Source organism: Streptomyces sp. NPDC006393 (assembly GCF_040628575.1).
In the GTDB taxonomy this organism is placed as follows: domain Bacteria; phylum Actinomycetota; class Actinomycetes; order Streptomycetales; family Streptomycetaceae; genus Streptomyces.
Genome location: NZ_JBEXZD010000012.1, coordinates 66,160 through 87,495, shown reverse-complemented (window position 1 = coordinate 87,495; position 21,336 = coordinate 66,160). Strand labels below are relative to the sequence as shown.

18 protein-coding genes and 5 tRNA genes are annotated in these 21,336 nt (G+C 73.4%); 8 read left to right on the top strand and 15 right to left on the bottom strand.

The features are described from left to right. Positions 1-11: 11 nt before the first annotated feature. On the bottom strand, positions 12-1,061 hold the full coding sequence (locus ABZ484_RS08665; RefSeq protein WP_358865155.1) for a chorismate-binding protein: 1,050 nt from the start codon (positions 1,059-1,061) through the stop codon (positions 12-14). A gap of 177 nt (positions 1,062-1,238) precedes the next feature. Here ABZ484_RS08665 and ABZ484_RS08660 point away from each other — a divergent pair. From ABZ484_RS08660 to ABZ484_RS08640, 5 genes are all read left to right on the top strand, one after another. Further along, a tRNA-Gly gene (locus tag ABZ484_RS08660) sits at positions 1,239-1,311 on the top strand. A gap of 35 nt (positions 1,312-1,346) precedes the next feature. Further along, positions 1,347-1,420 (top strand) — tRNA-Cys (locus ABZ484_RS08655). A gap of 1 nt (position 1,421) precedes the next feature. Further along, a tRNA-Val gene (locus ABZ484_RS08650) sits at positions 1,422-1,493 on the top strand. Positions 1,494-1,528: 35 nt separating this feature from the next. After that, positions 1,529-1,600: transfer RNA gene (locus ABZ484_RS08645), tRNA-Val, on the top strand. 54 nt (positions 1,601-1,654) lie between these two features. Further along, a tRNA-Val gene (locus tag ABZ484_RS08640) sits at positions 1,655-1,726 on the top strand. A gap of 56 nt (positions 1,727-1,782) precedes the next feature. Here ABZ484_RS08640 and ABZ484_RS08635 read toward each other — a convergent pair. The 3 genes from ABZ484_RS08635 to ABZ484_RS08625 form a co-directional block, all read right to left on the bottom strand. After that, entirely contained in the window at positions 1,783-2,067 is a 285-nt protein-coding gene (locus ABZ484_RS08635) for a zf-TFIIB domain-containing protein (protein WP_358865154.1), read from the bottom strand. Positions 2,068-2,147: 80 nt separating this feature from the next. Next, entirely contained in the window at positions 2,148-3,110 is a 963-nt protein-coding gene (locus ABZ484_RS08630) for an aminoglycoside phosphotransferase family protein (protein WP_358865153.1), read from the bottom strand. Between the two features lie 284 nt (positions 3,111-3,394). Further along, a complete protein-coding gene (locus tag ABZ484_RS08625; RefSeq protein ID WP_030166345.1) occupies positions 3,395-3,574 on the bottom strand; it encodes a hypothetical protein in 180 nt (59 codons plus the stop codon). 590 nt (positions 3,575-4,164) lie between these two features. Between ABZ484_RS08625 and ABZ484_RS08620 the strand changes: the two genes are divergently transcribed. After that, on the top strand, positions 4,165-5,589 hold the full coding sequence (locus tag ABZ484_RS08620) for a protein kinase (RefSeq protein ID WP_358865152.1): 1,425 nt from the start codon (positions 4,165-4,167) through the stop codon (positions 5,587-5,589). Positions 5,590-5,640: 51 nt separating this feature from the next. Here ABZ484_RS08620 and ABZ484_RS08615 read toward each other — a convergent pair whose 3' ends face one another. The 8 genes from ABZ484_RS08615 to ABZ484_RS08580 form a co-directional block, all read right to left on the bottom strand. Then, positions 5,641-6,459, bottom strand: coding sequence for an RNA methyltransferase (locus ABZ484_RS08615; RefSeq protein WP_358865151.1), 819 nt, complete (start codon positions 6,457-6,459; stop codon positions 5,641-5,643). A 64-nt stretch (positions 6,460-6,523) separates the two neighbouring features. Further along, positions 6,524-7,756, bottom strand: a complete 1,233-nt coding sequence (cobA, locus tag ABZ484_RS08610; RefSeq protein ID WP_358865150.1) for a uroporphyrinogen-III C-methyltransferase — start codon at positions 7,754-7,756, stop codon at positions 6,524-6,526. A gap of 193 nt (positions 7,757-7,949) precedes the next feature. Then, a complete protein-coding gene (gene cobT, locus ABZ484_RS08605) occupies positions 7,950-11,864 on the bottom strand; it encodes a nicotinate-nucleotide--dimethylbenzimidazole phosphoribosyltransferase (RefSeq protein WP_358865149.1) in 3,915 nt (1,304 codons plus the stop codon). A gap of 346 nt (positions 11,865-12,210) precedes the next feature. Continuing rightward, positions 12,211-13,431, bottom strand: coding sequence for a precorrin-6y C5,15-methyltransferase (decarboxylating) subunit CbiE (cbiE, locus tag ABZ484_RS08600; RefSeq protein WP_358865148.1), 1,221 nt, complete (start codon positions 13,429-13,431; stop codon positions 12,211-12,213). 149 nt (positions 13,432-13,580) lie between these two features. After that, positions 13,581-14,219 carry a GNAT family N-acetyltransferase gene (locus ABZ484_RS08595; protein WP_358865147.1) on the bottom strand — a complete coding sequence of 213 codons (639 nt, stop codon included), beginning with the start codon at positions 14,217-14,219 and terminating at the stop codon, positions 13,581-13,583. A 175-nt stretch (positions 14,220-14,394) separates the two neighbouring features. After that, positions 14,395-15,231, bottom strand: coding sequence for a MetQ/NlpA family ABC transporter substrate-binding protein (locus ABZ484_RS08590; RefSeq protein WP_358865146.1), 837 nt, complete (start codon positions 15,229-15,231; stop codon positions 14,395-14,397). Between the two features lie 81 nt (positions 15,232-15,312). Further along, the gene (locus ABZ484_RS08585) at positions 15,313-16,050 is read right to left on the bottom strand and encodes a methionine ABC transporter permease (protein WP_358865145.1); all 738 of its coding nucleotides are present in this window, start codon (positions 16,048-16,050) and stop codon (positions 15,313-15,315) included. Continuing rightward, entirely contained in the window at positions 16,047-17,087 is a 1,041-nt protein-coding gene (locus tag ABZ484_RS08580; RefSeq protein ID WP_358865144.1) for an ATP-binding cassette domain-containing protein, read from the bottom strand. The genes ABZ484_RS08585 and ABZ484_RS08580 overlap by 4 nt, the downstream gene beginning before the upstream one ends. 1,085 nt (positions 17,088-18,172) lie before the next feature. On the opposite strand from ABZ484_RS08580, the gene ABZ484_RS08575 reads away from it, so the two are divergent. Both ABZ484_RS08575 and ABZ484_RS08570 read left to right on the top strand, forming a co-directional pair. Next, positions 18,173-18,532 carry a hypothetical protein gene (locus ABZ484_RS08575; protein ID WP_358865143.1) on the top strand — a complete coding sequence of 120 codons (360 nt, stop codon included), beginning with the start codon at positions 18,173-18,175 and terminating at the stop codon, positions 18,530-18,532. A 1-nt stretch (position 18,533) separates the two neighbouring features. Next, positions 18,534-18,977, top strand: coding sequence for a hypothetical protein (locus ABZ484_RS08570; RefSeq protein WP_358865142.1), 444 nt, complete (start codon positions 18,534-18,536; stop codon positions 18,975-18,977). Here ABZ484_RS08570 and ABZ484_RS08565 read toward each other — a convergent pair. The 3 genes from ABZ484_RS08565 to ABZ484_RS08555 all read right to left on the bottom strand — a co-directional run bounded on the left by ABZ484_RS08565 (position 18,967) and on the right by ABZ484_RS08555 (position 21,310). Continuing rightward, positions 18,967-19,464, bottom strand: coding sequence for a GNAT family N-acetyltransferase (locus ABZ484_RS08565; RefSeq protein ID WP_358865141.1), 498 nt, complete (start codon positions 19,462-19,464; stop codon positions 18,967-18,969). The two genes, ABZ484_RS08570 and ABZ484_RS08565, sit on opposite strands and share 11 nt — an antisense overlap. 45 nt (positions 19,465-19,509) lie before the next feature. Next, the gene (locus ABZ484_RS08560) at positions 19,510-20,016 is read right to left on the bottom strand and encodes a sigma-70 family RNA polymerase sigma factor (RefSeq protein ID WP_358865140.1); all 507 of its coding nucleotides are present in this window, start codon (positions 20,014-20,016) and stop codon (positions 19,510-19,512) included. A gap of 76 nt (positions 20,017-20,092) precedes the next feature. Next, a complete protein-coding gene (locus ABZ484_RS08555; RefSeq protein ID WP_358865139.1) occupies positions 20,093-21,310 on the bottom strand; it encodes a glycerophosphodiester phosphodiesterase in 1,218 nt (405 codons plus the stop codon). Between the last annotated feature and the right edge of the window lie 26 nt (positions 21,311-21,336).

The window sequence follows — 21,336 nt, the reverse complement described above, 5'->3', positions numbered from 1 at the left end:
ACGACCGCTCGTCACGGCGTCTCGTACGCACCCTCGTACGTTCCCGACGCTACCGCGAGCAGCCGGGCCGCCTTCAGTTCGGTCTCCCGCCACTCTCCCTCGGGGTCGGAGTCCCAGGTGATGCCGGCGCCGGCGCCGAAGCGCAGGACGGCCGTGCCGCCCGGGGCGCGGTCGATCCAGAAGGTGCGGATGCCGACGGCCAGCTCCCCCACGCCCCGGTCGGCGTCGACCCAGCCGATGCCGCCGCAGTAGGGGCCGCGGGGTGCCGTCTCCAGGGCGTCGATGATCCGCAGGGAGCTCGATTTGGGGGCGCCGGTGATCGAGCCGGCCGGGAAGGCGGCGTCGAGCAGTTCCGGCCAGCCGGCGCCGGCGCGCAGCTCGCCGCGGACCGTGGAGACCAGGTGCACCAGTCCGGGGTGCTTCTCGACGGCGCACAGGTCGGGGACGGTGACGCTGCCGCTGGTGCAGACGCGCCCGATGTCGTTGCGCACCAGGTCCACGATCATCACGTTCTCGGCGTAGTCCTTCTCCAGGAGTTCCGCCTCGGTGCGGGCCGTGCCCTTGATCGGACCCGACTCCACGGTCCGGCCGTCGCGGCGCAGGAACAGCTCGGGGGACGCGGTGGCGATCTCCACGCCGTGCGCGGGCAGCCGAATCGTTCCGGCGTACGGCGCGGGGTTGCCGCGGGCCAGTACGGCGGTCAGCGCGTCCACGTCGGCGCCGGGCGCGATCGGCGCGGAGAGCACCCGGCAGAGGTTCACCTGGTAGACCTCGCCGGCCGCGATGTGCTCCCGGATGCGGCGCACGCCCGCGGTGTAGGCGGCGCGGTCCAGTGACGACGTCCAGTCGCCGGCCGCCGGGCCCCGCCACGCGCCGGGCGCCGGGGCGGGCACGGCCTGCTGCCGCACGTCGCGGAAGCGGGCGCAGGTCAGCCGGCCCTCGTAGTCGGCGGCGACGGCCCAGAAGCCGGTGGAGTCCAGGGCCGCCGGGTCGCTGGTGACGTCGGTCAGGCCGGTGGCGACGCGGTCACCGAAGCGGGCGAGAGGAGCGAGGTCGTGCACGTGGCCGAGTCTATGGGGGGTGTCCCGCGGGTGACCCGGGCGTGTCCTTCCGGGGGCCTGACATGGTCCTCACCTGGACGCAGCGCAGCACGCTGCACAAACGCGTTTTTGTACTGGCCCGGGAATCCGCTAGAGTTCAACACGTCGCCGGGACGCGCAAGCGATCCGAAACGACAGGCGGACGTAGCTCAGTTGGTAGAGCGCAACCTTGCCAAGGTTGAGGTCGCGAGTTCGAGCCTCGTCGTCCGCTCGAAGGAGAGGGGACTCCCGGTCCCCTGCACTCCTGGTGGAGTGGCCGAGAGGCGAGGCAACGGCCTGCAAAGCCGTCTACACGGGTTCAAATCCCGTCTCCACCTCCAAGGACGATTAGCTCAGCGGGAGAGCGCTTCCCTGACACGGAAGAGGTCACTGGTTCAATCCCAGTATCGTCCACTGGTCCGCAAGGACCTTGATCCGCGAGGATCCCCGCGCGATTAGCTCAGCGGGAGAGCGCTTCCCTGACACGGAAGAGGTCACTGGTTCAATCCCAGTATCGCGCACGCAGTGCCCATGATCCGCTCCACCGGGTGACATCGGAGTGATCGTGGTCCCGAGGACGATTAGCTCAGCGGGAGAGCGCTTCCCTGACACGGAAGAGGTCACTGGTTCAATCCCAGTATCGTCCACTCACCAGGAAGCCCCCGGCCGTCTCGTACGGCCGGGGGCTTCGTCGTGCCGCGGTTCAGCTGGAGAACAGCATGTGGCCGAAGCTCTTGTGGCGGTGGCCGTGCCCGTAGTGCCCGTGGCCGCCGCCGTGCGGGGCGCCCCAGGCGGGGGCGGGCGGCGCGGGGTAGGCCTGCGGGGCCGGCGGAGGCGGCGTCGGCTGCGCCCACTGCGACTCCAGGCGGGTCAGCGCCTCCAGCTCGCCGTAGTCGAGGAAGATGCCGCGGCAGCCGCTGCACTGCTCGATCTGGACGCCGTTGCGGTTGTAGGTGTGCATCGGCGCATGACACTTCGGACACTGCATGGTCGGCTCAACTCCTCGCCGTAGGTTCTGCTTCGGGTACCGCCAGGACAGACTCCGTCCGACCGCGGCCCGGTTGCACCCTACTTCGCCGGGTCGCCGGCCAACTCCACGGGGACGCCGCTCATTCGGTCACAGGCGTCCACCACGGCCTGTTCCACCTCGTCCAGCGGCCGGTCCACCGCGGTCGCCTTGGTCACCGCCAGCGCGGCGGTCTGCACGGTGAGCGCGCGAGCGGCGGTGTCCAGGGCGGCCCAGGGGTCGCCGTCCACGGGAACGGCCGGGCCGCCCGCGGCACGGTAGGCGCCGAGGAAGCGCGTCCACTCGTCGGGCGGCAGCAGTCCGCAGGCGAACCAGGCCGCTGGGCGGGCCAGGTCCCAGGCCGGTACGCCGGTGCCGAGGTCGTCCACGTCGATCAGCAGCCACGGCCCGCTCGGGGCCGGGTACCGGACGAGCTGACCGAGGTGCAGGTCGCCGTGGCAGAGGGCGCCGGAGGCGGCGGGCGGCATGTGCGCCTCGTCGCGGGCCCAGGCGGGCAGGGCGGCCCAGGCGCGCAGGATCGGGCGGGCGGCGGGGTGGCCGGGCGCGGCGGCGCGCAGCCGGGCCACGGCGCGGGCGGCCTTCGCGGGGCCGCGCATGGGTGGCAGTCCCGGCGGGGCGGGGCTGCGGTGGAGACGGGCCAGGAGCGTGGCGGCGGCTTCCCAGGGGGCGGCCTCGGGGGTGTCGGGGTCCACGGGCGTGCCGTACGGCCAGAAGGTGACGAGGCGGTCGTGGAGTGTGGTGGGAGCGGTGGTCGCAGGGGGCGGCGCGGGCAGCGGGGGCAGCAGGATGCCGGGGAGTCGGGCGGCCGTGGTGAGGCGGAGGGTGAGTTCGGTGGGGTCGGTGCCGGGGGCGTGGGCCTTCGCGACGGTGCCGGCGTGACGGACGACCGTGGCGTCGGGGCGGGCGGCGAGGACGGTTGCCTCGCAGGGGCAGCTCCTGCCGTCGGCATGGGCCGCCCTCGCGGCCTGTGCGGTCAGCTCGGGCAGGAGAGGGGCGGCTGTCACGGGACTCCCTGGGGTGCTGCGGCGACCGTGAGCTTACGTGGGTGAGGTGTGGGGGTTCGAGGTGCTCGCGCTCGCGGTGCCGCCCTGGGGTTCCTCCCAGGCGTCGAGCGCCGGGTGAGGCACGACTGCCCGCGGCCGCGTACGTACGTCCGTGAGACATGACAATGCCGGCGCAGCTCCCCAGCTGCGCCGGCATTTTTGCCGTCCGCCGCACCCCCGTCCCCACGGGGTTTCATGGATGGATGTCCCCGCCCGGACCGCTCTTCCGGGCCTGGGGTCGCCGCTCAGCGCCCCAGCATCACACCCACGGACGACGCCTGTGTGGCCACTGTGTCCCAGCCGTCGAAGACCAGCAGGAGCAGGGCCGCCAGGGGAAGGGCCATCACGGTCGCCACCAGGGGGTGGCGACGGCCCGTACGGCGGGGGCGTGGGCGGAGCAGTGTCCGCGGTGCCGTGTGGGCCATGGTCCCTCTCCTGACCGTCTCGGTTGTCATGGGCAGCGGCGGGTGTCTGACCTCGGGGGACGAGTGCTGCACCCGCCGCTTGACCTCAAATCTAGGCGCGGGGCGACGGCCGGACGTCATGCCCTCGTACCGATTGCCGGGCCTCCCGGAGGATGAGCCGTGAGCTGGGGACTACTCCCCAGGGTGGAGACGCGGTCCCCCGTCTCGGGGTCTTCCCGGAGGGGCCGTCCGGAGTGTCCCGGCTTTTCCTGCCCTCGGGTGGTGACTTCGCTCACTTCCGGCATGTCCCGGAGCGTCGCGCTCCGCGCCCGTTGCCCCACCCGGCCCGCCGCCCTCCGCCGCGTACACGCCGGGTCCCCGGTCTCCGCCCCCCACTCCGCCTGATGGTCCTCCAGGGGTCCAACCTCCGTTCGGCGACCGGTGGTTGGGATCACGAGCGGGGTCGGGGCACGGGGGTCCCGGAGTTCCTGACCGACCTTCAATTGCGCTTCCCCGTACCGACAATCGATCGGGTAGAGCGGGCGCGGCCTCTGCGCGCGAACGGCCCCGGAAACGTAAGCTGTGGCTCGTCACAGGACCGGGCAGCGGGGATGAACATGGCGATGATGCGCCTGAGGCGCGAGGACCCGCGCGTCGTCGGCTCGTTCAGGCTTCACCGACGGCTCGGCGCGGGCGGGATGGGTGTGGTCTATCTCGGCTCCGACCGGAAGGGTCAGCGGGTCGCGCTGAAGGTCATCCGGCCGGATCTGGCGGAGGACCAGGAGTTCCGCTCACGGTTCGCCCGCGAGGTGTCCGCGGCCCGGCGGATCCGGGGCGGCTGCACGGCCCGGCTGGTGGCGGCGGACCTGGAGGCGGACCGCCCGTGGTTCGCCACGCAGTACGTGCCCGGGCCCTCCCTGCACGACAAGGTGGCCGACGACGGTGCCCTGAGCGCGGCGGAGACCGCGGCGATCGGGGCCGCCCTGTCCGAGGGGCTGGTCGCCGTCCACGAGGCCGGAGTGGTGCACCGGGACCTGAAGCCCTCCAACATCCTGCTGTCCCCCAAGGGACCGCGGATCATCGACTTCGGCATCGCCTGGGCGACCGGCGCCTCGACGCTCACCCACGTCGGCACCGCGGTCGGCTCCCCCGGCTTCCTCGCTCCGGAACAGGTGCGCGGCGCCGCCGTCACCCCGGCCACCGACGTCTTCTCGCTGGGGGCGACGCTGGCGTACGCCTCGACGGGCGACTCGCCGTTCGGGCACGGCAGCTCCGAGGTCATGCTGTACCGGGTGGTGCACGAGGAGCCCCAGCTGCACGGTGTGCCGGACGCGCTGGCCCCACTGGTGCGGGCCTGTCTGGCGAAGGACCCCGAGGACCGGCCCAGCACGTTGCAGATCTCGCTCCGGCTGAAGGAGATCGCCGCGCGCGAGGCGCAGGACCTCGGCGATCTGCGTCCGCCCGCGCCGCGCACCGCCGAGGCCGACCGGCCCACCGGCCGGCTCGTGGACACCTACCCGGACGAGCTGCGCGCCACCTACCCGGAGCAGCAGCGGGCCGGCCGCCCCGAGCAGCAGCGGCTCCGCCGGCGCCCGCCGGGCTCCTCCTCCGGCACGCCGCCCCCGCGCGGCACCGTTCCCCCCTCGCGGGGCGGCACTGCGTCGCGCACGGGCGGTACGCCCCGCGACCCCGGCGCGCCGCGCGGCTCCGGCGCACCCGCCCGGTCCCCCGGTGGACGGTCCACGCCGGTGCCCCGCAACGGCGGGCGTCCGGCCGGCGGCGGCCGGCCCGCCCCGCGCGGCGGCACCCGGCGGCCGGGGCCGCGGAACACGGCGACCGGCCTGCGGCCGGCCAATCCGAGGCTGCTGCGGCAGCGGCTGTTCGTGTTCGTGGTGGTGACGCTGCTGGTGGCGCTCGGCATCGCGGCGGCGCAGGGCTGCCAGGGACCCGCGCGCGGGCTCGGCGGTGACGGCGCCGTACAGGTCGCGCACGCGTCGTCGGCCGCGGCCGACGGGCCGGTCGAGCAGTCGTCGTAGAACCCGGAGCCGAGCGGCCCCCGTGCCCGCGTCGTTCGCAGTTCGTTCGTCCTATGTCTCGGGGCGCCCCGTGGCCACGGCGTAGAAGGCCACGGCGGCCGCCGCTCCGACGTTGAGGGAGTCGACGCCGTGGGACATGGGGATGCGGACCCACTCGTCGGCGGCCACGAGGGCCTGCCTGGACAGGCCCTCGCCCTCCGCGCCGAGCATCAGGGCGACCCGGTCCATCCGGTGCGGGGCGACGTCGTCCAGCGCCTTGGCCTTCTCGTCGGGGGTGAGGGCGAGGAGGGTGAAGCCCGCCTCGCGGACCGAGTCCAGGCCCCCCGGCCAGCTGTCGAGACGGGCGTACGGCACGGAGAAGACCGCGCCCATCGAGACCTTGACGCTGCGCCGGTAGAGCGGGTCGGCGCAGTCCGGGGAGAGCAGGACGGCGTCCATGCCGAGGGCGGCGGCCGAGCGGAAGATGGCGCCGATGTTGGTGTGGTCGTTGACCGACTCCATGACCGCGACCCGGCGGGCCGTGCGCAGCAGGTCGGCGGCCGTGGGCAGGGGCTTGCGCCGCATGGAGGCGAGCGCGCCGCGGTGCACGTGGTAGCCGGTCACCTGTTCGGCGAGTGCGGGATCGACCACGTAGACCGGGGCCGGGACCTCCTCGATGACGTCCCGCATGACGTCGACCCACTTGGCGGACAGCAGCATCGAGCGCATCGCGTAGCCCGCGTCCCCGGCCCGGCGGATGACCTTCTCGCCCTCGGCGATGAACAGCCCCTCGGCGGGTTCGCGTCTGCGGCGCAGCTCGACGTCGGTCAGACCCGTGTAGTCGGTGAGACGCGGGTCGTCGGGGTCCTCGACGGTGATGAGTTCGGCCACAGCGTGTACTGCCTTGTCCTGTCTGCGGTGCGGGGGGCTCGGACGGGTGGATGGGTGCCCGGGGCTACTGGGAGGCGGACGGGCCCACGGCGACGACCGGGCCGATGACGATGACCGCGGGCGGCTTCACGTCCTGGGCGCGTACGGTCTCGGCGACCGTCGCGAGGGTGGCGTCGACGCGGCGCTGGGCCGCCGTCGTGCCCTCCTGGACCAGGGCGACCGGGGTGTCGGGGGACTTGCCGTGGGCGACGAGCGTCTCGGCGATCTTCCCGATCTTGTCGACGCCCATGAGGATCACGAGCGTGCCGGTCAGCCTGGCCAGGCTGGGCCAGTCGACCAGGGAGCGCTCGTCGTCGGGCGCCACATGGCCGCTGACCACGGTGAACTCGTGGGCCACCCCACGGTGGGTGACCGGGATGCCCGCCGCGCCCGGCACCGAGATGGAGCTGGAGATGCCGGGGACGACCGTGCAGGGGATGCCGGCCTCGGCGAGCGCCTGGACCTCCTCCATGCCCCGGCCGAACACGAAGGGGTCGCCGCCCTTGAGCCGGACCACCGACTTGCCCTGCTTGGCGTGCTCGATGAGCGCGTTGTTGATGGCCTCCTGGGCCATGTAGCGGCCGTAGGGGATCTTCGCGGCGTCGATCACCTCGACGTGCGGCGGGAGTTCGGCGAGCAGGTCGCGGGGGCCGAGACGGTCGGCGATGACGACGTCGGCCTCGGCGAGTAGCCGGCGGCCGCGCACGGTGATCAGATCCGGGTCGCCGGGGCCGCCGCCGACGAGGGCGACGCCCGCGGTGCGGGTGCGGTGGTGCGGGGCGACCAGGGTGCCGTCGCGCAGGCCCTCCACCACGGCGTCACGGATGGCGGCGGTGTGCCGGGGGTCGCGGCCGCGCGCGCTCGTGGTGAGGACGGCGACGGTGACGCCCTCGCTGTGGCCGGTGGCCGGCGTCCAGGCGGTCGCGGCGTCGGCGTCGTCGGAGCGGACGCACCAGACGCGGTGCCGCTCCGCCTCGGCGGAGGCACGGGCGTTGGCGTCGGAGTCGCTGGTGGCGATCAGCGCGTACCAGGCGTCCGCGAGGTCGCCGTCCTGGTAGGGGCGCCGCTCCCAGGTGATCTCGCCCGCGTCCGCCATGGCCTCGACGGAAGGGGTCGCCTCGGGCGACACGAGGACGATGTCCGCGCCCGCGGCGATGAGCGCCGGGAGACGGCGCTGGGCGACCTGGCCGCCGCCGAGGACGATCACGCGGCGGCCGGTGAGGCGGAGGCCTACGGGGTAGGCGGGGTGTTCGGCCATGGGGATGCGGCTCCTCGTCCGGGCGGTCGCAGCGGTGCTGTGGGGGGAGACAGTCGAAGCGGTACGAACGGGCGCTACGGCTCCGGAGCAGCCCTGACGTGCGGATTTTAGACGTGCGATCAGCGTACGGCGGGGTCGGGGGGTGCGCAGGAGCGCAAACCCGCCGACCCCGGCCGCCGACATGCCTCGTGGCTCACTTCTCGGTGACGCCCGCCGAGTCGAACGTCGCCACCTCGTGCATCGCTCGCGCCGTGCTCTGCACCAGCGGCAGGGCGAGCAGGGCGCCCGTGCCCTCGCCGAGGCGGAGGTCGAGGTCGACCAGCGGGCGCAGGCCGAGCTTGTTCAGGGCGGCGACGTGACCCGGTTCGGCGCTGCGGTGGCCGGCGATGCAGGCCGCGAGCACCTCGGGGGCGATCGCACGGGCCACCAGCGCGGCGGCACCGGCGCTGACGCCGTCCAGGATCACCGGCGTACGCAGCGAGGCGCCGCCGAGGAGCAGGCCGACCATGGCCGCGTGCTCGAAGCCGCCGATCGCGGCCAGCACTCCGACGGGGTCGGCGGGGTCGGGCTGGTGCAGTTCGAGGGCGCGGCGGACCACGTCGGTCTTGCGGGCCAGGGTCTCGTCGTTGATGCCCGTGCCCCGGCCGGTGACCTCGGACGGGTCGGCGCCGGTGTAGACCGAGATGAGGGCCGCGGACGCGGTGGTGTTCGCGATGCCCATCTCGCCGGTGAGCAGCGCCTTGTTGCCCGCCGCGACCAGGTCGCGGGCGGTCTCGATGCCGACCTCGATGGCCTTCTTGGCCTCCTCGCGGGTCATCGCGGGGCCGGTGGTCATGTCGGAGGTGCCCGCGCGCACCTTGCGGGGCAGCAGGCCGGGCGTGGCCGGCAGGTCGGTGGCGACGCCCACGTCGATCACGCAGACCTCGGCACCCACCTGGGCCGCGAAGGCGTTGCAGACCGCTCCCCCGCCGAGGAAGTTGGCCACCATCTGGGCGGTGACCTCCTGCGGCCAGGGGGTGACGCCCTGGGCGTGCACTCCGTGGTCGCCGGCGAAGATCGCCACGGCCGCGGGCTCGGGGATCGGCGGCGGGCACTGCCGGGACAGCCCGGACAGCTGGGCCGAGATGATCTCCAGCATGCCGAGCGCGCCGGCCGGCTTGGTCATGCGCTTCTGCCGCTCCCAGGCCTCGCCGAGCGCCTTGGCGTCCAGCGGGCGGATCTGGGCGACGGTCTCGGCGAGCAGGTCGTGCGGCTCCTCACCGGGCAGCGCGCGGCGGCCGTACGTCTCCTCGTGCACCACCCAGGACAGCGGGCGGCGCTTGGACCATCCGGCCTGCATCAGCTCGGGCTCGTCCGGGAACTCGTCGACGTATCCGACGCACAGGTAGGCGATGACCTCCAGGTGCTCGGGCAGACCGAGCGCGCGGACCATCTCGCGCTCGTCGAAGAAGCTGACCCAGCCGACGCCCAGGCCCTCGGCGCGGGCGGCGAGCCACAGGTTCTCCACGGCGAGCGCGGCGGAGTACGGCGCCATCTGCGGCTGGGTGTGCCGGCCGAGGGTGTGACGGCCGCCGCGGGTGGGGTCGGCGGTGACGACGATGTTCACCGGGGTGTCGAGGATGGCCTCGATCTTCAGTTCCTTGAACTGCTTGGCCCGGCCCTTCGGCAGCGACTTGGCGTAGGCGTCGCGCTGGCGCATGGCCAGTTCGTGCATCGCGCGACGGGTGTCGGCGGAGCGGATGACGACGAAGTCCCACGGCTGGGAGTGGCCGACGGACGGGGCCGTGTGCGCCGCCTCCAGGACGCGGAGCAGCACCTCGTGCGGGATCGGGTCGCCGCGGAAGCCGTTGCGGATGTCGCGGCGCTCGCGCATCACCTTGAGCACGGCCTCGCGCTCGGCCTCGTCGTAGCCGGGCGCGGCCGGGCCGGTGGACTGCCGTGCTTCCGCCACTGCGGCCGTGCTCTCTTCCTGGTCGGCGACCTGGGTGTCCAGGTCGTCCGCGTGCTGGACCACCGCCGGGTCCGGCTCCTCGCCGGGCGCGGCGGGAACGGTGTCGCCGTCGCGGGGGGCCGGGACCATGGCGACCGGGTCCTGCGAGGTCCCCTCGGCGGGCCGCGGCCCGGGTTCCTGAGCGGCCTCCGGCTGCTGCTCGGTCTGGGCCTGGAGCTGCTGCTCGGTCTGGAGCTGGGGCGGCTGCTCGGGCTGGGCCTGCGCTTCGGGCTGGGCCTGCCACTGGTCCGTCGGCTGGTCCGTCGGGAGGACGAGCGGGTGCGGGGGCGTCGGGGCCAGGTGCGGGGTGGTCGGCACCGAGCCCTCGACCGGCACGAACTGCCCCAGCGGCAGGCCGGGTTGGACCTGGGCCGGAACACTGCTGGGGAGCGGGGCGCCACCGGGGACGTGTCCGTCCTGCGTGCCGTCCCCGGGGGAGGCCGCGGCGGGTGCGGACGCGGAGGCGTGCTCCCCGGGCATCTGTTCCGTGGTGGGCGGTGCGTCGCTGTGGGGGGCTTCCGGGGCCGCCTGGGCTTCGGGATGTGCCTCGGGGTGTGCCTCGTGATGCCCCTCGGGGTTCACGGGCGCCTCGTCGGCTGCCGGAACCTGGGCCACGGGGGTCGCCTCGTCGGCCGGGTCCGCTGCGGGAGCGACCGGCCGATGCCGTTCGGCGGCCCTGTGGTCGCCGGCCGTGGGTTCGTCTTCGGCGGGCGTCGCCGGCTCGGTCGCACCCTCGGCCTCCGGGCGGGGCGTGGCCTCGGGCTCCGGTACGGGGACGGATGTGACCTCCGTCGGCTGGAAAGTCGTCTCCGTGTCGGACGCGTCCACGGAGAGCCGCTCGGGGGCGGGAGCCTGCTCGGCAGAAGCCTCCACCGGTCCGGTGACCGGCACGGCTTCCGTGACCGGCACGGCTTCCGTGACCGGCACGGCTTCCGTGACCTGCGCGGCTTCCGTGACCTGCGCGGCTTCCGTGACCTGCGTGCCGTCGGGAGCCCGCACGCCCTCCGGACCGTGACCGGCCTCGGAAACCTCTTCCGTCCCGGCGGCCTGCGGGGTGCGGGTCGCCTCGGGCGCCTGCCCACCGTCCGTGGACCGCGTGTCTTCCGGAGCCGGGGCCGCCTCGGCGGCGGGCGTGGGCATGTCCAGGGCCTGGCCCGGCTCCGCTGCCGGTACGTCCTCGGCCGAAGGCCCCACGTAGCCGGCGTCGGGCACCTGGGCGTCCGGGACGACCTGGGCGCCCACCGGCTCCTGCCCGGCACCGGAAGCGTCCACGCCGTCCACACCGCCCGTACCGTCCGTCACCTGCGCGAACTCCGCGCCGTGAGCCTCGTGACCAGCCTGCGCGTCGTCCCGCACGCCCGTCTGGTCCTGCGGCGGTCGGCCGCCCTCCGGGGCGTAGCCGGCAGCGGGCACCGCGGCGCCGGCCTGGGCCGCGAGCCGGGCCACGGCGGCCTGGGCAGCGCCGACCGGCTCGCCGTCGCCCGGAACAACCGTTTCCGCAGCCGCCACCTGTGCCCCGACCGGCGTCGCCACGGAGGCCTGCACGCTCTGCGGGGTCTGCACGCTCTGCGCGGTCTGCGCGGTCTGCGCGCCCCAGGGAGCGGCGCCCTGCGGGGCCGTCTCCGCCGGCTGCTGCACGTCGAGGTACTCGGGCCCGACGGTGGGCGGCCCGGAGTGCCGGACGGGTGCGCCCGCGGGGCCGCGGTCGGCCAGGGAGCGGACCGGGCTCGCGGAGGCGTCGGGGATCGGCGGGCCGAGGTGCAGGGGCCGCCGCGGGGACGTCGCCGCGGCGGGCATGGCGGGCGCGGCGGGTGGCGCGACGTGCGGCGTGGCGGTCGGGTCGGGGTGCAGTACGCCGCCGAGGTCGACGGAGCCGCTGTCCCGGCCGGCCGTTTCGTGCGGGCCCGGCTGGTGGACGGCCTCGACGACCGGCTCCGGGGCGGGCGGGGGCACTTCGTTGCCCCATGCGCCCTGGGAGCCGGGCAACAGCAGGTCTTCGTCCTCGGCGGGAGACTCGGAGAGGTAGGTGTACGCGCCGTGCGCGGGGACGCCCGGCTGCTCCACCATGCCTGCGCTCTCCGGCAGTCCCTCGCCCGGGACCTGGCCGGTGTCGGTCATGCGTACCCCTCGCCCATCGGTTAGTGCTTCTACGACCAGCTCACCGGGAACGGCGCACCGACCGCCCCCCAGTGAAGAACGAGCGTCCCTGCCCGGCGGCACGAACGACCCGCCCGCAAAAGGCGACAAAGCCATTGAGTGGCATTGTCGCGGTCGTTCGGCCGCGGCGACAACGTGATCCGCCACGGTCCGCTGTGGACTGCGCCACGTTGCGCGTCCTCTGGTTCTGCCGTACCACACCCACCGCAAAACGGGCGGGTTTTCCGGACATTGATGAACGAAGTCCCGGACCACCCAGTGCGGTACAACGATCGGCCAGCCTACCGCGCGCGGTACGACGATCCGATCACGGGGCGCGGTCGGGAAGCACACCGCAGAGCAGGAAAGCGACGCTCCGCTCCGTCTCCGTCCAGGCGCGCGTGTCGAGTTCGACGGACTGGAGCAGGGCGCATTCGACCTGGTAGCCGTGCTCGGTGAGGTCGCGGCCGACGAGTTCGGCGGCGTCCCGGTTGGAGGCGTGCGCGACGATGCGCTGCGGGCGCCGGTCGGCGACCGCGGAGACCACGGCGGCTCCCCCGCCGCCGACGCGGACGACGTCCGGTTCGGGCAGGTTCTCCAGGATGTGCGGGGCGGTGCCCCGCACCACTTGCAGCTGGACGCCGAAGCGGCGTGCGGTGGCCTCGGTGCGGGCGCAGGACTCCGGGTCGCGGTCGACGGCGATGACGGCGGCGCCGCCGCGGGCGGCCTCGGTGGCGAACGCCCCGCTGCCGCAGCCGATGTCCCAGACGAGGTCGCCGATGCGCGGTCCGAGGCGGGCGAGCTGAGCGGCCCTCAGCAGATCCGTTTCTCCCTCGGCGAGCGGGCCGCCGTGGGAGGCGTAGGAGGCGGCGGGCTGGGTCCAGCCGCGCGGTCCGGCGGCGGGGTCGCGTCCGGCGATCCAGCCGCCGCCCTCGCCGGCCCCGGCCCGGCCGCCGATGACGATGACGACGTTCGGGTCGCGCCAGGTGTGGTCGGCGGCCTTGTCGGAGGTGACGACGGTGACCTGTTCGCGTTCGGTGCCGAGTTCCTCGCAGATGACGAAGGTGCGGTGCACGCCGTCGAGGAGCAGGCCCAGTTCGGCCGGTCCGGCGCCGGGCGCGGTCAGCACGGCGACCTTGGTGTGGGCTCGGCATACGTTCACCGCGCGTCGCAGGGTGCGCTTGTGCGCGACGACCACCTGTGCGTCGTCCCAGGGCATTCCGGCGCGGGCGAAGGCGGCGGCCACGGACGAGACGGCGGGGACGACCTCGACCTCCAGACCGAACTCCGGAGCGCGCAGGGTCCGTACCACCCCGAAGAAGGCCGGGTCGCCGTCGGCGAGCACCACGGCGGTGCCCCGGTGGGCGGCGATACGGCGGGCGGCGAGGGCGACGCTGCCGAGGCGGATCCGCTCGGCCGACGGGGGCACCTCGGGCAGCGCCAGGTGGTGGGCGGCTCCCGCCACGAGGGTGGCGGCGCCGAGAGCGCCGCGCGCCGCCTCGGTCAGCGGCGAACCGTCCCAGCCGATCACCGTGACCCGGTCGGCCATCGTCGTCAGTCTCCTGGGGGTGTTCTCTGGGTGTTGTTCGCGCAGGTCGTCAGGCGGCCCGCAGGGCGGCCCCGTGAGAGTACCCCGGTTCGGCCGTGCGCCGGAGCGCGGGGCGGGGCGCGTCGCCGTGGCTCGTGGCCGGACCGCCGTCAGTTCCAGTCGGCGTACGACGCGAAACCGCCGGTGTCAGCCAGCTGCTCGCCCACGCCTTCCAGGTCCTCGGGCAGCAGGCTCCAGACGATGAGGTCGGTGCGTACGTCGGTCCACTCGCCGTCACCGTTCCTGGTGCGGGCCATCCACGCGCCGCGCAGCACTCCCTCGCTGATGCAGCCGATCTTCTGGGCGACCTGCTGGGAGGCGGTGTTGTCGGCGGCGGTGCGCAGCTCCAGGCGCTCGAACCGGCGGTCCTGGAAGACCCACTGGGCGGTGGCGAGCGCGGCCTCGGAGGCGTAGCCCTCGCCGCGGGCCCAGGGGGCGACGACGTAGGCGATCTCGGTGGAGCGCACCCGCCAGTCGGTGTTGCGCAGATGGACCGTGCCGACCAGGCGCTGGGTGAGGAACTCGTCGACGGCGAAGACTATGCCGCGGCCCTCCGCCCGTTCGGCGGGGGCGAGTTCGGTGATCCAGGCGCGGGCGTCGGCCTCGGTGTAGGGGTGGGGCACGGAGGTCCAGGCGGTGACCAGCTCGTCGTTCATCATCTCGGCGAAGGCCTCGATGTCCGACTCCTCGAAGGGGCGCAGGACCAACCGCTCCGTGCTGATGGAGACGTTGGGGAAGGTGCTCGTCATGCGCCGCTCCGTAACCTTCGGTGAACCTTCAGGGACTGCTGAACTGCCCAGCATGCAGCATGGAAGCACCGGAACGCACCACGGGGTCCTCCCCCACTGCCTGAAAGGCGTGGGGGTCCACCCCTGGTGAGGGAGTGGACCCCGTACCGGCCGCCGGGCGGTGGTGGTGTGCCGGTCAGAACGCCGGGACGACCGCGCCGTCGTACTTGTCCTCGATGAACTTCTTCACCTCGGGCGAGGTGAGCAGCTCGGCGAGCTTCTTCACGCGCGGGTCGTTCTCGTTGCCCTTCTTCACGGCGAGGAAGTTGGCGTACGGGTTGCCCTTGGCGGACTCGGCGACGAGCGCGTCCTTGGCCGGGGAGAGCTTGGCCTCCAGGGCGTAGTTGCCGTTGATCACCGCGGCGTCGACGTCACCGAGGGAGCGCGGCAGCTGGGCCGCCTCCAGCTCCTTGAACGTGACGTCCTTGGGGTTGGAGGTGACGTCCTTGGGGGTCGCCTCGTATCCGGCGCCGGCCTTCAGCTTGATGACGCCGTTGGCCTCCAGCAGCTTCAGCGCGCGGGCCTCGTTGGTGGTGTCGTTGGGGAGGGCGATCGTGGCGCCCTTCTTGAGGTCCGCGAGCTTCTTGACGCTCTTGGAGTAGACGCCGAGCGGCTCCAGGTGCACGTTGCCGCCGGGCACCGGGACGATGTCGGTGCCGTTCTTCTTGTTGAAGTCGTCCAGGTACGGCTTGTGCTGGAAGTAGTTGGCGTCGACCTGGCCCTGCTGGACGGCGGTGTTCGGGGTCACGTAGTCGGTGAACTCCTTGACCTCCAGCTTGAGGCCGGCCTTCTGCGCCAGGTGGTCCTTGACGTAGGTGAGGATCTCGCCCTGCGGGGTGGGCGTGGCGGCGACCGTCAGCGGGGCGTCGGCGTCCTTCTTGCCGGAGTCGGAGCCCGAGCCGCAGGCGGAGAGGCCGAAGGTGAGGGCCCCGGCGGCCAGGACGGCGGTGGTGATCTTGGCGGTGTTACGCACGAAAAGTGCCTTTCCTTGGTGGTGCGGCCCCGTGTCGGGTGGACGGGGAGTCTGGGGGAGGTCCGGTGAGCCGGTGCGGCGTCAGGCGACCTTGCCGACCTCGGCCGGCGCGGGCTCCTCGGCCTTGAGCAGCCGCAGCCTGGGCGCGGGGCCCGAGCGGCCGCCGCGGCGGTGCAGGGAGCGGGCGGCGAGGTCGCCGGCGAACTGGATGACGGAGATGACGACGGCGAGGATCGCCACGGTGATCCACATCAGCTGGGTCTCGAAGCGCTGGTAGCCGTAGCGGATGGCGATGTCGCCGAGACCTCCGGCGCCGACGGTGCCGGCCATCGCGGAGTAGCCGATGACGGCGACGACCGTGGTGGTGGTGGAGGAGATGAGGGACGGCAGGGACTCCGGTACGAGCACCTTCCGTACGACGGTCCAGGTGTTGCCGCCCATCGACTGCACGGCCTCGACGAGCCCGCCGTCCACTTCACGGACGGCCGTCTCGACCAGGCGCGCGAAGAAGGGGATGGCGCCGATGGCGAGCGGGACGATCGCGGCCTCGCGGCCGATGGTGGTCCCGGTGACCCAGCGGGTGAAGCCCATCAGCGCGACCATCAGGATGATGAACGGCATCGACCGGGCGATGTTCACGATCTGCCCGATGAGCTTGTTGGCGACGACGTTCTGGAGCAGCCCGCCCTTGTCCGTCAGGACGAGCAGGACGCCGAGGGGCAGGCCGCCGACGACGGCGATGAGCGTGGACCAGCCGACCATGTAGAGCGTGTCCCAACACGCCTGGGACAGCAGCGGCTGCATCTCGGACCAGGTCACAGCTCGGCACCTTCCTTGACCAGAACGGGCTTGTCGTCGCCCACGACGTCGATCTGCAGGCCCTGCTCGCGCAGGAAGCCGATGGGCACGACGTTGTCCTCGTAGCGGCCGGGCAGTTCGATGCGCATCCGGCCGACCTGGAGGCCGCCGACGGTGTCGATGGCGGCGCCGAGGATCGATATGTCGATGTTGTAGGTGCGGGACAGCTGCGAGATGACGGGCTGGGTGGCGGCCTCGCCGTGGAAGGTGACGTCGACGACGGTCCGCTGCTCGCCGGTGGCCTCGCCGCCGACCGGGAAGAGCGCGGCCGCCAGCTGGGAGCCGGGGGTCGCGAGCAGCTCGCTCACCGTGCCGGACTCCACGATGCGGCCCTTCTCCATGAGCGCCGCCGAGTCGCAGATCGACTTCACGACGTCCATCTCGTGCGTGATGAGCAGGACGGTCAGGCCGAGCTGCCGGTTCAGGTCGCGCAGCAGCTGGAGGATGGAGCGGGTGGTCTCCGGGTCCAGGGCGCTGGTGGCCTCGTCGGAGAGCAGCACCTTGGGGTCGCCGGCCAGGGCGCGGGCGATGCCGACGCGCTGCTTCTGGCCGCCGGAGAGCTGGGCGGGGTAGGCGCCGGCCTTGTCGGCGAGGCCGACCAGGTCGAGCAGTTCGAGCGCCCTGCGGGAACGTTCCTTCCCCGACTTTCCGAGGATCTCCAGGGGCAGCTCGACGTTGTCCCGCACGGTGCGTGAGGACAGCAGGTTGAAGTGCTGGAAGACCATGCCGATCCGGCTGCGCGCCCGGCGGAGTTCCTTGCCGGCGCGCGGCCCGCGGCCGGCGAGGGCGGTGAGGTCCTGTCCGGCGACGGTGACCGTGCCGGCGGTGGGACGCTCCAGAAGGTTGACGCAGCGGATGAGCGAGGACTTTCCGGCGCCGGACTGGCCGATGACGCCGTACACCTCGCCTTCGCGGACGTGCAGGTCGACGCCGTCGAGGGCGGTGACCTCGCGGCCGCGCGAGCGGTAGACCTTGGTGAGGCCCGATGTGGTGATCACGTTGGGTTTCCGTCACTGTCGAGTGCGCGGGCGCGGGTGTGCCCGGGCACGGGTGCATGCGGTCGGGAACGCGGCAGGGTTCTCGCGGTGGCGGTGGAACCGGGGAGAACGTGTGCGCGGGGGCGGGGCTCAGCCTCGTCTCCGGACGTGCCGGGCGTGCCGGACGAACGGGCGGACGCGGTGAGCGGGCACTCGCTTCGGGGCGCGAGGCTCAGGTGGTGCAGGGGCCCTCTAGAAGGCGCACATTCGACGCTCGGGACACATACAACGAGCACCGGGCGTCATGGTCGCCCCGGTCGCAGGGATGCGGTCGCTCGTCGTGGTCATGCGGTCAGTAAACCAGACCGGCACCGCTGACCCGGCATCGCCGTCCGCATAGTGGACACCCGTGAAACCCCTCGCCACTCACCCACGCCACCGCCGTGACCAGCGCGCACAAGCCGGCCGGACCACTCACCCCCGTGTCGCCACCCAACCCGCCGCCCCCCCGCTGTGGCCAACACCACGACACCACTGCCGCCCACAGACCGTCCGCCCCCCGGCAGGCCGGCCAGACCGCCGCCGCCCCGGCCCGGGATCCCGCGACCGACCGTCGGCAGGCGCCGCCCCCGGGCCGGACGGCCCGGACCCCGCGGCGGCCGGGCAGGAACCCGGCGCCCGAATGCGCGGATGCCCACGGCCGCGCGGGCAGGACGCCGGCACCGGGCCGGACAACTGCCCGCACCCGGCCCGGGCGCAAGCCCGCGCCCAGGAGAGCAGCCCACCGCAGCCGAGCTGCACAGAAGTCCTCGGCCAGAGCCGAGCGGCCCCGACCCACGGCGGGGGCGCGGGGGAGCCCCAGGTCGGGGCGGGCGGGAGCCCCAGGCCGGGGCGAGCGGAGGCCGGTGCCGGGGCGGGAGCCGGGACCTGGGTGGGCGGGAGCCCCGGCCTCGGGTGGGCGAAAAGCCGGTGCCGGGCGGGCGGCGACCGCCGCCGAGCCGCCACGGCCCGCGACCGGGGCACGCAGAAACCCGAGGCCGAGGTGGGCGGGAGCCCGGGGCTGGGGTGGGCGTGGAGGGGGGAATGCGGCGTAATAGGGTCACCCCATGCTTGATGCCCTGACGCTGGTGACCGGCGTCGCCGCGTTGCTGCTCGCCGCCTGGTGCGGGTGGGCGGCCTATCGTGACCAGCCGACGAAGGACTGGCACTTCATCGGGATGGCCGTGGTCTCGCTGCTGGCGCTCATCCAGCTGGTGATCGGGATCGTGGCGCTGGCGCGGGGCGAGAAGGCGGACCAGGGGACGGCGATCTTCGTGGCGTATCTGCTGGGCGCCTTCGCCTGCGTCCCGGCGGCGGGCGTCATGTCGCTGGCCGAGCGCACACGCTGGGGCTCGGTGACGGCCGCGGCCGGCGGCATCGTCCTCGCCGTCCTCGAAGTGCGGCTCTACGACATCTGGGGAGGGTGAGATGGCCACCGTGGAACAGAGGGAACAGAAAGAGCGGCAGCCGAAGCGGCTCGTCAGCGGGCCGGGCATGCTGCTCGTCTGGTTCTACGGCGTGATGGTCGTCGGCGCGGTCTCCCGCTCCGTCTACCAGATCGCCACGGACTTCGACCGGGCGCCGCTCGCCTACTCGCTGTCCGCCGTGGCGGGCGTGGTCTACGGCTTCATCACGTACTCACTGGTGCGGGGCGGGGAGACGGCCCGCAAGGCGGCGCTGGTGTGCTGCGCCGCCGAGCTCGTGGGCGTGCTGACGGTCGGGACGTGGACGCTCGTCGAGCCGTCGGCGTTCCCCGACGCGACGGTCTGGTCCGACTACGGCATGGGCTACATCTTCATCCCGGTGCTGCTGCCGCTGTCCGCGCTGTACTGGCTGCGCACGTCCCGCGACGTCAGCGGCGTCACGCGGTAGCCGCGTAGGTCCCCGCCGGCTTCTCCAGGACGATCATCGGCACCCCGTCGGCACCCTCGGAGGTGCCCACGGGCTGGTAGCCCACGCGCCGGTACAGGCGCAGGTTGCCCTCGCTGCGGTGGCCGGTGTGCAGACGGAACCTGGTGGCGCCGCGCTGCTCGGTCAGCGCTGCCTCGACGGCGCGCAGCAGCCGGGCCCCGATCCCGTGCCCCTGAAGGCGCGGGTGGACGCAGAGCTTGCCGATGGAGGCGGCGCCGTCCTCGGCGACCCGGCCGCGCACCGAGCCGACCACCTCCTCGCCGAGCCGGGCGACGAACACGCAGTCCCCGGCCACCTCCTGACGGACCGAGTCCAGGCTCTGGACCAGCGGGTCGATGCGGTAGTTGCCGTACAGCGCCGCCTCGCTCTGGAAGCACAGGTACTGCAGCTTGAAGATCTGCTCCGCGTCCTGCTCGGTCGCCGCAGAGATGGTCACGCTCATGCCCATGTGCGCACGCCTCCCGCTCACCTGATCACCGGTCGTCCATCACTCCTATCCCCGCGGTTCGCGGGCCGCAACCTCCGGCGTCAGCAAACGACGCAGACATCCCAGACATCTGGAGCGTTCCGGGCCGAGACTGCCCTGTGAGATACCCAACTCCCCCGCGATCTCCCGGTAGGTGAGGTCCCTCGGCGACAGCAGGGCCTCCAGCAGCCGGGGGCAGCGGCCGGGCAGCCGGCGCACCGCCTCGCGCAGCGCGCGCCGGCGGGCCGCCGCCAGGACGAGGTGTTCGGGGCCGCGCTCACTGTCCTCCGCGGGCTCCAGGCCGTACGGCCGTTCGATGCTGACCGTGCGTCGTGTGCGGCGCGCCTCGGAGCGGACGGCCTTGCGCAGCCAGCCCTGCGGATCGTGCGGCGGCCCGTCCGCCTCCAGGCGCTCCAGCAGCCGCAGCCAGACCGCCTGCTCCAGGTCGCCCGGCTCGGTTCCGGCGGCATGTGCCTCGGCCGAGGCCTCGGCGACGAGCAGGGGACGCAGGGAGGCGAGCAGGTCGTGTGTCATATGCGGCACGACGCGGCCGCCCCGGCGAAAGTTGCCGGGACGGCCGTCGATTCACTCCGACGAGGGCGGGGCGGGCTCAGTTGTTGACGGACCGGCGGGCGAGGAAGTCCGCACGGGCGAGCAGTCCGGTGTCGGCGTTGTCGGTGAAGATGCCGTCGATGCCGGTCGCGAAGTACCTCTGGAACACGCCGAAGACGTCACCGTAGGCGTCCGGGTCGCTGCCCCTGCGGAAGGCCGGCGGCAGGAAGGGGTTCTCGTTGCGGACCGTGTAGGGGTGCAGGACCAGGCCCACGGCGTGGGCGTCCCGGACGAGGCTGCTCGGCTCGGTGAGGTTGCCGCTCGCGTCCCTGGGGATGACGAGGTCCACGGTCGGGCCGATGCCCTGGGCGTAGGAGGCCATCTCCCGCAGGCCCTTCCTGGTGATCAGGTCGGCGACGGTGCGCGGGTCACCGGCCTCGACGAAGTCCCAGGGCCGGGTGTCCGCACCGGACAGCAGCACCACGAGCGGGTTGTCCACCAGCTTGTTCAGCCTCTGGACGCTGCTGGGTTCGAAGGACTGGAGGATGACCGGCGAGTTCCGCCGGTCCTTGCCGTACGTGCGCAGCAGCTTGGCGACCCGCTCCTCCAGGCCGAGACCCAGCTTCCGGAAGTACGTGGGGTGCTTGGTCTCGGGGTAGATCCACACCTGCCGGCCGCGCCTGCGGGTCTGCTCGTCCTGCCACTTGAGGACCTCTTCGAAGGTGGGGATCTCCCAGCGGCCGTTGTAGAGGGTGTTGTGCGGGCGGTTGGCCGGGATGCGCTCGACCGCGCGCAGCGTCTTCAGCTCGGCGAGGGTGAAGTCCTCGGTGAACCAGCCGGTGGTCGGCACGCCGTCGAGCGTCTTGGTGGTCCTGCGGCCGGCGAACTCGGGATGGTCCGCGACGTCCGTGGTGCCGCCGATCTCCGGCTCGTGCCGGCACACGAGGTGACCGTCCTTGGTGGGCACCAGGTCTCCGGCCTCGACGATGTCGGCGCCGAGGTCGAGGGCCAGCTCGTAGGAACCGAAGGTGTGCTCGGGCCGGTAGCCGCTGGCGCCGCGGTGGCCGATGACCGTGGGCACGGGCAGGCTGCCGAGTCCGCCGCCCCGGTGCGCCGGGGCCCCGTCCCCGGCGGCTCTGGCCACCCCGGGCAGCCCGAGGACCGCTCCTCCGGCGCCGAGCACCGCGGCCCCGAGCAGCGCCCGGCGCCCGGTCCCGCCCGCCCTTCCGTCGGAGTCCCGTGTCCCGGCCCGCTCGTCCGGCGTCTGCGTCCCCATGGACCGCCTCCTGCCTCTCGTGTCCT